An 11,659-nucleotide genomic window follows, 5' to 3' on the forward strand; every position below is an offset into this window, starting at 1 on the left:
CGCGTGGCGGACGCGCCGATCCCTCGGAAAATAGCGGACGGAATGACCCCGATCGCGCCGTGGGATCGGGCTATCCTGACACGCTTGTTGCAGCGCATATGCATGATCCGCCCCTGCCCGGGCGCATCGGCGCGCCGCAGCTCCCGCCCGCGCGCCGGGCCGGGAACGACGCGAACAGGATGCTCTCCCCATGGCCTTGAAACACTACCGCGACCTCGACGTCCACGAAGCCGCGAAGGCCCGCATCCGGCTGGTGTTCCAGCACTTCGAGCGGGTCTGCGTGGCGTTCTCCGGCGGCAAGGACAGCTCCGTCACCCTGCACCTGGCGCTCGAGGTCGCGCGCGAAATGCGGCGCGGCCCGGTGCACGCGGTCTTCATCGACCTCGAAGGCCAATACCAGGCCACCATCGACCACGTCACCGCCATGTTCGATCGCGCCGACGTCCACCCCTGGTGGATCTGCCTGCCGATCAACCTGCGCAACGCCTCGAGCCTGCGCGAACCCTACTGGTGCGCCTGGGAGCCCGGCCGCGAGGCCGACTGGATCCGGCCGCTGCCGCGGCATCCGTCCGTCATCAGCGATCCCGGCTATTTCCCGTTCTACCGCCATCGCATGGAATTCGAGGAATTCGTGCCCGAATTCAACCAATGGCTGGCGCGCGACGCGACCACCGCGTTCCTGGTCGGAATCCGTTCCGACGAATCGCTCAACCGCTATCTCGCCGTCAAGCGCCGCACCAAGAAATGCGCCTGGACGCCGCCCGGCGCGCACAAGCCGCTGGCCTGGAGCACCCGCGACAAGCAGCGCGACAACGCCGTCACCTTCTTCCCGATCTACGACTGGAAGTTCGAAGACCTGTGGCGCTACACCGGCGAAAACGGCCACGCCTACAACCGCCTCTACGACCAGATGCTGCGCGCCGGCGTGCCGTATTCGCAGATGCGCATCTGCCAGCCCTACGGCGACGACCAGCGCAAGGGGCTGGACCTGTTCCACAAGCTCGAACCCGCCACCTGGTTCCGCACGGTCAAGCGCGTACAGGGCGCCAACTACGCGGCGCGCTATTGCCGCCAGCGCTTCCTCGGCTATCGCGGCGGGCTGGGCCTGCCGCCCACCTTCGACACCTGGCGCCAGTACAGCCAGTTCCTGCTCGACAGCATGCCCGTTGCGCTGCGCCAGGTGTACACGCGGCGCATCGACGTCTTCATCGCCTGGTGGGAACAGCGCGGCCATCCGCTGGCGATGTGGCCCGACGCCGGCATCCCCGACCTCGAGAATCGCAAGGTGCAGCCCTCCTGGCGCCGCATCGGCCTGTCGCTGCTCAAGCAGGACATGGCGCGCTCGCTGTCCTTCGGCCCGGCGCGCCGCGACATCGACAGCCTGCTTCCCGACCCGCACCGCTCCGCGCCATGACGCATCCCCTGAAGCACTACGATTTCCTGCTGCTGCGCTCATACGACGACGAGCCCGCCTTCTTCGCGCAGATGGGCCGGTTCTTCGCCAGCGCCACGGTGCGCCGCGACTGCGGCGGTTATCCCCTGAACGACAGTCCCCGGCACCGCTGGTTCATCGTCCGGCGGCATAACCATGCGCGCGTGCTCGGCTTCATCAGCATCGAACTGCAAAGCGGCACGGTGCGCATCCGCGACGGCTACATCCGCCCCGAAGCGCGCCAGCTCGGCCTGTTCCGGGCGCTGCGCCAGCGCGTGCTCGACTACATCGACGACCTAGACCAGCCCTGCACCCTGCGCGTGCCCTGGCTCAGCGCCGCGCTGCTGCAACCATACGGCTTCCAGCCCCACACCAGCCGCGGCAACTGGACCACCTTGAAAAGGAATGCGCATGCCACTTCTCGACAGCCTGGAGAACCGGGCCAGGATGCTGTTCAACGAACTGGACAGCCTGCCGATCCGGCAACGGATCGAAGCCATCAACCGGATCCGCCTGTGCCTGCATGAACACAGCCCCTTCGCCGCCGAGCCGGTCGACTGCGTGCAATGGATCCCCGGCGAAGCCGTCGAAGCCAACGACTACAACCCCAACAGCGTCGCGCCGCCGGAAATGCGGCTGCTGGAGCTGTCGATCGAGGCCGACGGCTACACCCAGCCGATCGTCGCGCACCAGGCCGGCCCCGACCGCTACGTCGTCGTCGACGGCTTCCACCGCCAGCGCGTGGGCAAGAAGAAGGGCCCCATCCGCCAGCGCCTGCAGGGCTATCTGCCCATCGTGGCGATCCGCCCCGGGCGCGCCGGCGCCGCCGACCGCATCGCCGCCACCATCCGCCACAACCGCGCCCGCGGCGTGCACGGCGTGATGCCCATGACCGACATCGTCGTGCGCCTGCTCCGTGCCGGCTGGAACGAGGCCGACATCGCCCGCCAGCTCGGCATGGACGACGACGAGGTCCTGCGCTTCAAACAGGTGTCGGGCCTGCCCGAGCTGTTTCTCGATCATCGCTATTCGCGCTCCTGGGACTGACGCCGGCGGCCAGCGGCACGCTCAGGCGGCAGCGCAGGCCCGCGCCCGGCGCCGACTCCAGCGCCAGCGTGCCGCCGTGGCGTCGCGCGATGGCGGCCACGATCGACAGCCCCAGCCCCGCGCCCTCGCCCTGGCGCCCGCCGCGCCAGAAAGGTTCCACCGCCTGCGCGCATTGCGCCGGGGTCAGCCCCGGCCCGCGGTCGCGCACCGTCACCACCAGGTCGGCCGCCACGACCGAGACGCGGACCTCGACCTCGGCCTGCGCCGGCGAATACTTGAGCGCGTTGTCCACCAGATTGCGCACCGCGCAATCCAGCAGCGCATCCGGCAGCGCCGCCCAGGGCTGGCCGGCGGGCAGGTGCCAGCGCACCCGCGCGGGCTTGCGGCTGGCCACCCGCGCCAGCACCGCGAGCGCGTCGCAGGCCGCGTCGGCGCCGTCATCGTCGGCGCGCGCCAGCATCAGCAGTTGCTCGATCAGGCGCTCCAGCCGCGCGGTGCCCTGCAGCGCATGGGCCACCGCCTGGCGGCTGGCCGCGTCCCCGACGGTCGCCGGCAAGCGTTCCAGCACCTGCAGGTGCGCCTTGATGGCCGTCACCGGCGAACGCATCTCGTGCGCCGCGTGGTCCGAGAAATGCCGTTCGCGCAGCAGCATGTCCGCCATGCGCCGCGACAGGCGCGCCAGGCCCTGGCCGACGCCGAACCACAGCAGCCCGACCCCCACCAGCAGGCCGGCCACGCCGGGCAGCAGCGCCATCCAGGCCATCTGCCGGTGCAAGGCCGCGCGGATGTCCATGCGGCCGGCCGTGGCGATGCGCACCCCGTCGCGTTCGATGGCGTAGGTGCGCCACGGGCCGCCAGCGTGCGCGAGCAGGCCGAACCCCAGCGGCGCGCCATCCAGCGCCGGCCCGCCCGGCGCCCGCGCCCGCGCCGGCGCGTCGCCGGCAGGTCCGCTGACTTCGCAAGCCAGGCCATCGCACAACGGCAGGCCGACCGCGGCCGCCATCTCCACGGCGTCTTCCCGCGGCGCGCGCGGCCATTGCGTCATCAGCCGCGCCACCATCACCGCCGATGCCGCCAGCCGCGAATCCAGGGCCGCGTCCAGCTCGGCGCTGGCATGCTGGAACGCCCACAGCGTGACGGCGCCGCCGAACACCAGCCAGACCGCGCCCAGCAGCAGCAACAGGCGGGCGCGCAGGCTCATGGCGCCGGCATCCCCAGGCGGTAGCCCCAGCCGCGCACCGTCTCGATCAGGTCGGCGCCCAGCTTGCGGCGCAGCTTGTGGATGTGCACGTTGACCGCGTTGCTCTCGACCCGGTCGTCAAAGCCATACAGGCTGTCGCGCAGCTGGTCCATGGTGAGGATCTGCCCGGGATGCTGCAGCAGGGTCTTGAGCAGCGCCAGCTCGCGCCGCTGCAGCGTGACGCGCCGGCCGTCGCACAGCACTTCGCCGCGCGACAGGAACAGGGTCAGGCGGCCGTGGTCGATGCGGTCGGCGCCATGGCCGGCGGCGCGCCGTATCAGCGCCTGCAGCCGCGCGCCCAGTTCGTCCAGGTCGAACGGCTTGAGGACGTAGTCGTCGGCGCCCGCGCGCAGGGCGCCGACGCGCTGCGCCACCCCCGACCGGGCGCTGAGCACCAGCACCGGCAGGTTCTGGCGCCGCGCGCGCCATTTCGCCAGCAGCGTCACGCCATCGCCGTCGGGCAGGCCCAGGTCCAGCACACAGGCGCTGACGTGGGAGGTCTGCACCGCCAGGTCGGCCTGCCGCAGATCGCCGACCGCATCGACCACGAAGCCCTGCAACCCCAGGCCGGCCTGCACCGCCAGGGCGATGGAGGCGTCATCCTCGACCAACAAAATCCGCATGGCGGGCTCTCCGTTCCGGCGCGCTATACTTATTTGAAGTAATAAGCTAATTGCCAAAAGTAATTAATCATGATGACCGCGACCCTGCTGGGACTGTGCATCGGTGTCTCCCTGGGCCTGACGGGCGCCGGCGGCGGCATCCTGGCCGTGCCCGCGCTGATGTTCGGACTGGGCCTGACGCTGACGCAGGCGGCGCCTGTGGCGTTGATCGCCGTGGGCATCGCGTCGGCGGTCGGCGCCCTGCAGGGCCTGATGCGCGGACTGGTGCGCTACAAGGCCGCCCTGTTGATGGCCGCGGTGGGCGCGCTGACCGCACCGGTGGGATTGTCGCTGGCGCGCCGCTTGCCGGCGCATTGGCTTAGTCTGACTTTTGCGGCGGTGATGCTGCTGGTGGCCGCGCGCATGGTGCAGCAGTCGCGCCGCCAGGCGCCGGCCCCGGGCGCGGCCGACGCCCCGCCCAAGGCCTGCCGCCTCTCGCCCGAGACCGGCCGCTTCGTCTGGAACCGCCTGACGGCCGCCACGCTCGGCGGCATCGGCGCCGTATCCGGCCTGTGCACCGGCATGCTCGGCGTGGGCGGCGGCTTCATCATCGTGCCGGCGCTGACCCACTTCAGCGACGCGCGCATGATCAGCATCGTCTCGACCTCGCTCATGGTGATCGCGCTGGTATCGGCCGCCACGGTCAGTTCCGCGCTGCTGCACGGCCTGACGCTCTCGGCCGCGCAATGGGCCTTCGTGGCGGCGGCCATCGCCGGCATGGCGGCCGGCCGCACGCTGGCGCCGCGCGTGCCGCAAGCGGTGCTGCAACGGGTGTTCGCCGCGGTCTGCGTGGTGGTCGCCGCCGTGCTCGCCTGGCGCGCCTGACGCCCGTCCGGCGCCCCACCCGGGCGCCCTGCGGCGCCCCGGGATCGCCCGCGCTTTCCTGACACCGCTTCCCCGAGCGCCCCGCCTGGGCGCCGCGCCCCGGCGCCGCCGCGGCTTCCGATCTGATGCGAGTTAACGCTCAGATAATCCGGACCATGCAAGATGGCCAGCATGACGGAAATATCTCATATCCCTCTGCACGCGTGGCGCTCGAGCGCGGCCCCGCCCGCCTGGCCTGGCTTCATGCTCGCCTCGCCGCATCCGCGCCCGCCGCCCGCGTTCACGCCACCCTTGGCCGACCCTTGTTCCGCCGCGTGAACAAGCGCCCCCACGCCGCGAGCGGCACATCCGCATCGCCGTCCCCGACGAACCGCGAAACGCCTCGACATTCCATGCGAATGAAATAGATCCCCTTTCGGGCGGAAGAAAAACCGGCGCCAAGCCGACCCATAATTTTCTGCGCCCGGCGCATCCGTTTTTTTCAACCACTGCGCGGCATCCAGCGCAGGCAAGCCCCCCCCTCGGATATCAATAAGGACTATCCATGTTTAAGAAGACGCTCCTCGCCACCGCAACCACCGCCGCCCTCCTGGGCCCGGTCGCGGCGTTCGCCGCTGGTGATTTCGGCCAAGGCACCATCACGTTCACCGGCTCGGTCACCGAAGCGCCTTGCAGCATCACGGCCGCGGATTCCAACCTGGCCATCGATCTGGGCCAGGTCTCCAAGAAAGACCTGACCGCCACAGGCAAGTTCTCCACCTCGGTGCCGATCAACGTCCACCTGATGGGGTGCACGTTTGACACGGATACCAACACTAACCCGAACCCGAACGGCAAGCTGTCGAAGATTGGCGTGACGTTCACTGGCGCCTCGACCACCCCGGCGTCGGGCTATCTCACCAACACCGGCAATGCCGCCAACGTCGTGGTCCAGCTGCTCGACAAGGACAACAACACGCCGATCAAGATCGGCACCGCCCCGACGGCGACGACCGCACAGCAGATGACGACTGGCAACGGCAACGTGCTGAACTTCTTCGCCCGCCTGATGGCGACCGGCGCGGGCGCCGCCGGCTCGGTCAACAGCTCGGTGACCTATACGTTGACGTATTTCTAAGCGGCCCGCCGCCGCGACTCCCCGCGCCCGAGAACCCCGCCGCCCACGCGGCGGGGGTATCCGACGCCCTCCATTCCGTACCGAGGTGGCCGCGCCGCCACATCGCTGCCGAGGTTTTCCGGCAATCCCTGAGGCCGGAGATACGGCAAAAGACATCATGATCCTGGCCCGCTTGGCATCACTCATGGCAATCAGTACCTTTGTGCTGTCGGCACAGGCCACGGAATTCAGCAGCGGCTTTCTCAATACCAAAGACAAGCGCAACATCGACCTGTCGAGCTTCAGCCGCGACGGCTACCTCGCGCCCGGCAGCTATCTGGTCGACTTCTACCTGAATCAGCGCCTGATCCAGGGCCAGTACCTGGTCAGGGTGGTGCCGGTGATCGACGACGGCAGTGTGTTCTGTATCACTCCGGCGATGCTCGACATGCTGACGCTCAAGGACGACGCCGTGGCGCGGCTGGCCAACGTCAACACCGAGGCCGGCCCCTGCATCGACCTGGACACGCCCGACAGCAAGGTCGAGTACCGGCCCGACAACCAGACGCTGACCGTGACGCTGCCGCAGGCCTGGCTGCAATACCAGGATCCCGACTGGGTGCCGCCGGCGCGCTGGAGCCCGGGCGTGAACGGCGTGATCCTGGACTACAACCTGCTGGCCAACCGCTACACGGCGCGGCAGGGCGGCAACACGGCCAGCTACACCCTGTACGGCACCGCCGGCGTGAACCTGGGCGCATGGCGCCTGCGCAGCGACTACCAGTACAACCGCTACGACAGCCGCGGCGTCTCGCAGTCCAGCTTCACCCTGCCCCAGACCTACCTGTTCCGGCCGCTGCCGCAATGGGGCGCGAAACTGACGCTGGGCCAGACCTACCTCTCGTCCTCCATCTTCGACTCATTCCGCTTCGCCGGCGTCACGCTGGCCAGCGACGAGCGCATGCTGCCGCCGTCGCTGCAGGGCTATGCGCCACAGGTGACCGGCATCGCCAACAGCAACGCGCAGGTGACGGTCAGCCAGAACGGCCGCCTGCTGTACCAGACGCGGGTGTCGCCGGGGCCCTTCGCGCTGCCGGCGCTGAACCGGAACATCAGCGGCAACCTGGACGTGACACTGCGGGAAAGCGACGGCAGCACCCGCAGCTGGCAGATCACGACGGCCAGCGTGCCGTTCATGACGCGCAAGGGCAACCTGCGCTACCAGGTGTCGGCCGGACGGCCGCTGTTCGGCGGCCGCGCCAACAACCAGATGGCGGCCCCCGGCTTCGTGATGAGCGAGGCCACCTGGGGCGCGTTCAACGATACCTCGCTGTATGGCGGCCTGATCGCCACCAACGGCAACTACCACGCGCTGGCGCTGGGCGCGGGCCAGAACCTGGGGGTGCTGGGCGCGCTGTCCGCCGACGTCACCCGCTCGGATGCAAAGCTGCCGTTCTCGAATGCGCCGCGCCGCATCGGCTACAGCTACCGCGTCAACTACGCCAAGACCTTCGACAGCCTGGGCAGCACCATCGCCTTCGTGGGCTACCGGTTCTCGGGGCGGCACTTCCTGTCGCTGCAGGAATACATCTCGCGCGCGGCCTTGCGCGGCGAATACTTCCGCGACGAAAAGCAGAGCTACACGGTGGCGTACAGCCAGTACATCCGCCCGCTGGAGATGAGCGTGTCGCTGTCGCTGAGCCGGCTGAACTACTGGAACGACGGCGCCACCAACAACCACTACATGCTGTCGCTCAACAAGAACGCCAGTTTCGGCAGGCTGCGCAACGTCAACCTGTCGTTGTCGTTCGCCCGCACCCAGAGCTTCTACGGCCAGACCGAGAACCAGGTCTACGCCACCGTCAGCATCCCCCTGGGCGACAACCGCCAGGCCAGCTACGGCTACCAGAGCAGCGACAACGGCCGCATGCAGCACACCGCCGGTTACACCGACTTCAGCAGTCCGGACACCACCTGGAACCTGAGCGCAAGCGACGAGCGCAACGACAACGCGCAGCGCCAGAGCCTGAGCGGCAACATCCAGACCCGCACCCCCTACGGCCGCGCCGGCGCCGACTTCACCATGCAACCCGGCCAATACCGCAACGTCGGCCTGAACTGGTATGGCTCGCTGACGGCAACGGCCGCCGGCGCGGCCTTCGGCCAGCCAGCCGCGGGCAACGAACCGCGCCTGATGGTCGACACCGACGGCATCGGCGGCGTGCCGGTGGACAACGGCAACGGCGTCACCAACCGCTTCGGCATCGCCGTGGTCAACGGCGTGTCGAGCTATCACGAAAGCAGCGTGGCGGTGGATGTGAACGCCCTGCCCGACGACGTGGACGTGATCGACTCGATCATCAGCCAGGTCCTGACCGAGGGCGCCATCGGCTACTCGCGCGTCCGCGCCAGCCACGGCGAACAGGTGCTGGGCCACGTGCGGCTGGCCGACGGCCATAGTCCGCCGCTGGGCGCCCTGGTGCTGTCCACCCGCACCGGCAGGACGGCCGGCATGGTGGGCGACAACGGGCTGGTCTACCTGACCGGCGTGGAGGCGCAAGACCGCGACGCGCTCACCGTCACCTGGGCCGGCGAAAAGGAATGCCGCCTGACCCTGCCCGACTCCACGGCGCTGGCCGAAGGCCCGCAACCGCTGCCCTGCCGCTGAGGCAAGGCATCCCCGCATACCACAACGGTTCCCTTGAAAGCACAGACATGAAACTCAGACAGATGGCCCCGGCGCTTCTTGGCGCCTTGCTGGCATTGCCCACCGCCGGCCAGGCCGCGGTCAACGTGGACCGCACCCGCATCATCATGGGCCTCGAACAGAAATCGGTGTCGATCGTCCTGACCAATGAAAGCGCCGATACGCCTTACCTGGCGCAGTCCTGGATCGAGGACCACGAAGGCAAGATGACCAACGACCTGCTGGCGCTGCCCCCGCTGCAACGCATCGACGCCGGCAAGAAGGCGCAGGTGCGGATCATGCAGATGAGCGCTGCCGCCAGGGCGCGCCTGCCACAGGACCGAGAAACGCTGTTCTATTTCAATGTGCGCGAAATCCCGCCGGCGCCGAAGGACAAGAACGCCAGCATCCTGCAACTGACCACACAGAGCCAGCTCAAGCTGTTCCTGCGGCCGGGCAAGCTGGCCGAACGCGGCGAGGCCGCGCCGGAGCAGGTCTTGCAGATACGGACGAACGGCCAGGCGTTGACGCTCAAGAATGCCTCGCCCTACTACGCCACCGTGATCTGGCTGGGCCAGACCGTCAAGCAACGGCTGCCCGGCTTCGATGCCCCCATCATGCTGGCGCCGTTCTCCGAGCAGACGCTGAAAGCGCAACTGCCCGCGAGCGCCACGGAACTGATGCTGGGCAATGTGGACGACTACGGCGGCCTGCGCATGAACCGCTACCGCTGCGCGGCGGGGGAATGCGTGTTCAAGGAGCGGATAAGTGAATAGGCGAAGACGGCGTGGCCCCGCCTGCCCGCCGCCTCGCCTTCAGCGTCGACAGACCCAGTAGGCGATGGCCAGCATCCCGACCAGGGTCCAGCCGATGGCCATCGCGGCGTGTTCGCCCTGATGCGAGCCATGGCGGTACAGGCCGCAGGCTGCCGCGGCGGTGAACACGATCAGCACCCCAAGCACGAAGGGGCGCCAATGCGTGCGTGCGGCGCGTAAGCGCCCGCTCGATGCAACTCGGGGTTTGCGCATGGACTGGGAAATTGTTTTGCCGGAGTTACATTCTGCCAAATTTCCCATGAACGGAACAGTGTGTTCCGTTATTCGCACTAATGAGACGATTCACTCTCATTTCGCCGCCGGCAGCGCGGGCAGCGGACGCACCGCCAGGACCCGCGCGCCGACGGTCGCATCGACCTGGAAGCGCCGGACCAGTTGCGTCAAGCGGCCGGTCTGCTCGCGCAGGCTGGCGGCCGCGGCGGCGGCCTGTTCCACCAGCGCGGCGTTCTGCTGGGTGACGCCATCCATCTGCGCCACGGCCTGGTTGACCTGGCCGATGCCGGTGGATTGTTCGGCCGAGGCGCCGGCGATTTCGCGCACCAGCGTCACGGCCTGGCCGACGCTGGCCACCACTTCGCGCATGGTGCGGCCGGCGGCGTCGGCCTGGCGCGCGCCGTCCTCGACGCGGCTGGCGGACTCGTTGATGAGGGCGTTGATCTCCTTGGCGGCCACGGCCGAGCGCTGCGCCAGGGTGCGCACCTCGCCCGCCACCACGGCAAAGCCGCGGCCCTGCTCGCCCGCGCGCGCGGCCTCGACCGCGGCATTCAGGGCCAGGATGTTGGTCTGGAACGCGATGCCGTCGATCACGTTCGTGATATCGGCGATGCGGCGCGAGCTGTCGGAGATGGCCTCCATGGTGCGCACCACGCCGTCGACCTCGTTGCCGCCGCGCACCGCCACGGCCGAGGCCTGGGTGACGAGCTGCTCGGCCTGGCCGGCATGGCTGGCGTTCAGTTGCACGGTGCCGGTCAGTTGCTCCATCGAGGCGGCGGTTTCCTCCAGTGAGGCGGCCTGTTCCTCGGTGCGTTGCGACAGGTCGGCGTTGCCCTGGGCGATCTCGGAGGAGGCCGAGGCGATGCCTTCGCAGCCATCGCGCACGTCGCGCACGATGCCCGCCAGGTTGTGGTTCATGGCCTGCAGCGCGGCCATCAGGTCGCCGGTCTCGTCGCGGGTAGCGACGCGGATGTCGCCGGTCAGGTCGCCGGCGGCCACTCGCCGGGCGGCGTCGACGGCCTGGCCAAGCGGGCGCACGATACCGCGCGTCATGAGCCAGCCCAGCAGAAGACCGAGCACGACGCCGGCGATCGACAGCGCGATCATGAAATCGCTCACGCGCTGGTACAGGCCAGACGCTTGCGCGACCGATTCCGCCGTGACCTCTTCCTTGTTGGCCGCCAGTTCGCTCAAGAGCGCATCCAGCTTCTCCGAAGACGCGATCACGTGTTGCTCGATCTCGGCGGCGCGCGGGTCCTTCTGTATCGGCGGCAGGGCGCTGGCGGCGGAGAAGAAGGCCTCGGCGTCACGCTTCCAGGCGTCTTCAAGCTGCTTGAAGCGGCTCAGCAACTGGCGCCCCCGCGGGGTGTGGTAATAGCCGTCGGCGCGTTCGCGCAGCCTGTCCAGGGCTTGCACGGCATCGTCGAACTGTTTGCGCACGGCCTGGCGTTCGCGCTCGGTGGAGGCCGCCAGGTAGCTGTTGCGGGCGCGGCCGGCGTAGACCAGTTGTATGTTGGCCTCCCTCATTTCGGACAATCCGCGCAGCTCGACGTCATAGAGTTCGCTGTTCATGGCGTTGATATGGGCCATGCCCCAGACGCCGAAGGCGCCGATCGCCCCCC

11 protein-coding genes are annotated in these 11,659 nt (G+C 68.8%); 7 read left to right on the forward strand and 4 right to left on the reverse strand.

The window, feature by feature from the left end; genetic code table 11:
• Positions 1-190 precede the first annotated feature (190 nt).
• Genes AOZ49_RS02940 through AOZ49_RS02945 form a run of 3 tightly spaced genes read left to right on the forward strand, consistent with a single transcriptional unit; the run spans position 191 to position 2,479 of the window.
• The gene (locus AOZ49_RS02940; protein ID WP_054474266.1) at positions 191-1,414 is read left to right on the forward strand and encodes a DUF3440 domain-containing protein; all 1,224 of its coding nucleotides are present in this window, start codon (positions 191-193) and stop codon (positions 1,412-1,414) included.
• Complete coding sequence (locus tag AOZ49_RS31575; RefSeq protein WP_156350090.1) at positions 1,411-1,959, forward strand: N-acetyltransferase; 549 nt, start codon at positions 1,411-1,413, stop codon at positions 1,957-1,959. Before AOZ49_RS02940 ends, AOZ49_RS31575 begins: the two co-directional genes overlap by 4 nt.
• A complete protein-coding gene (locus AOZ49_RS02945; protein WP_054431724.1) occupies positions 1,844-2,479 on the forward strand; it encodes an IbrB-like domain-containing protein in 636 nt (211 codons plus the stop codon). Before AOZ49_RS31575 ends, AOZ49_RS02945 begins: the two co-directional genes overlap by 116 nt.
• Here the strand turns inward: AOZ49_RS02945 and AOZ49_RS02950 are convergent.
• Both AOZ49_RS02950 and AOZ49_RS02955 read right to left on the reverse strand, forming a co-directional pair.
• Positions 2,415-3,680 carry a sensor histidine kinase gene (locus AOZ49_RS02950; protein WP_054431569.1) on the reverse strand — a complete coding sequence of 422 codons (1,266 nt, stop codon included), beginning with the start codon at positions 3,678-3,680 and terminating at the stop codon, positions 2,415-2,417. The genes AOZ49_RS02945 and AOZ49_RS02950 overlap by 65 nt on opposite strands.
• Positions 3,677-4,342: a response regulator gene (locus AOZ49_RS02955; RefSeq protein WP_054431570.1), complete on the reverse strand. Its 666-nt coding sequence runs from the start codon at positions 4,340-4,342 to the stop codon at positions 3,677-3,679. Before AOZ49_RS02955 ends, AOZ49_RS02950 begins: the two co-directional genes overlap by 4 nt.
• A 72-nt stretch (positions 4,343-4,414) precedes the next feature.
• Here AOZ49_RS02955 and AOZ49_RS02960 point away from each other — a divergent pair, with 72 nt between their 5' ends.
• The 4 genes from AOZ49_RS02960 (at position 4,415) to AOZ49_RS02975 (ending at position 9,764) form a co-directional block, all read left to right on the forward strand.
• Complete coding sequence (locus AOZ49_RS02960; protein WP_369815768.1) at positions 4,415-5,206, forward strand: sulfite exporter TauE/SafE family protein; 792 nt, start codon at positions 4,415-4,417, stop codon at positions 5,204-5,206.
• A 544-nt stretch (positions 5,207-5,750) separates the two neighbouring features.
• Positions 5,751-6,323, forward strand: coding sequence for a fimbrial protein (locus tag AOZ49_RS02965; RefSeq protein WP_054474267.1), 573 nt, complete (start codon positions 5,751-5,753; stop codon positions 6,321-6,323).
• Positions 6,324-6,507: 184 nt separating this feature from the next.
• Positions 6,508-8,970, forward strand: a complete 2,463-nt coding sequence (locus AOZ49_RS02970) for a fimbria/pilus outer membrane usher protein (RefSeq protein ID WP_231690226.1) — start codon at positions 6,508-6,510, stop codon at positions 8,968-8,970.
• A gap of 47 nt (positions 8,971-9,017) precedes the next feature.
• Positions 9,018-9,764 (forward strand): fimbria/pilus periplasmic chaperone, encoded by a 747-nt coding sequence (locus AOZ49_RS02975; protein ID WP_054474269.1) that lies wholly within the window; start codon positions 9,018-9,020, stop codon positions 9,762-9,764.
• A 39-nt stretch (positions 9,765-9,803) separates the two neighbouring features.
• On the opposite strand, the gene AOZ49_RS32310 is transcribed toward AOZ49_RS02975, so the two are convergent.
• Both AOZ49_RS32310 and AOZ49_RS02980 read right to left on the reverse strand, forming a co-directional pair.
• Positions 9,804-9,950: a hypothetical protein gene (locus AOZ49_RS32310; RefSeq protein ID WP_156355563.1), complete on the reverse strand. Its 147-nt coding sequence runs from the start codon at positions 9,948-9,950 to the stop codon at positions 9,804-9,806.
• 162 nt (positions 9,951-10,112) lie between these two features.
• On the reverse strand, positions 10,113-11,659 hold a 1,547-nt coding region (locus tag AOZ49_RS02980; RefSeq protein ID WP_054474277.1), incomplete at its 5' end, for a methyl-accepting chemotaxis protein.

Source organism: Achromobacter sp. 2789STDY5608615 (assembly GCF_001298995.1).
GTDB lineage: Bacteria > Pseudomonadota > Gammaproteobacteria > Burkholderiales > Burkholderiaceae_B > Achromobacter > Achromobacter insuavis.

Coding starts and splice junctions, on each gene's coding strand:
- AOZ49_RS02940 (WP_054474266.1), top strand. CDS start 191: ATGGCCTTGAAACACTACCGCGACCTCGACGTCCACGAAGCCGCGAAG.
- AOZ49_RS31575 (WP_156350090.1), top strand. CDS start 1,411: ATGACGCATCCCCTGAAGCACTACGATTTCCTGCTGCTGCGCTCATAC.
- AOZ49_RS02945 (WP_054431724.1), top strand. CDS start 1,844: ATGCCACTTCTCGACAGCCTGGAGAACCGGGCCAGGATGCTGTTCAAC.
- AOZ49_RS02950 (WP_054431569.1), bottom strand. CDS start 3,680: ATGAGCCTGCGCGCCCGCCTGTTGCTGCTGCTGGGCGCGGTCTGGCTG.
- AOZ49_RS02955 (WP_054431570.1), bottom strand. CDS start 4,342: ATGCGGATTTTGTTGGTCGAGGATGACGCCTCCATCGCCCTGGCGGTG.
- AOZ49_RS02960 (WP_369815768.1), top strand. CDS start 4,415: ATGACCGCGACCCTGCTGGGACTGTGCATCGGTGTCTCCCTGGGCCTG.
- AOZ49_RS02965 (WP_054474267.1), top strand. CDS start 5,751: ATGTTTAAGAAGACGCTCCTCGCCACCGCAACCACCGCCGCCCTCCTG.
- AOZ49_RS02970 (WP_231690226.1), top strand. CDS start 6,508: ATGGCAATCAGTACCTTTGTGCTGTCGGCACAGGCCACGGAATTCAGC.
- AOZ49_RS02975 (WP_054474269.1), top strand. CDS start 9,018: ATGAAACTCAGACAGATGGCCCCGGCGCTTCTTGGCGCCTTGCTGGCA.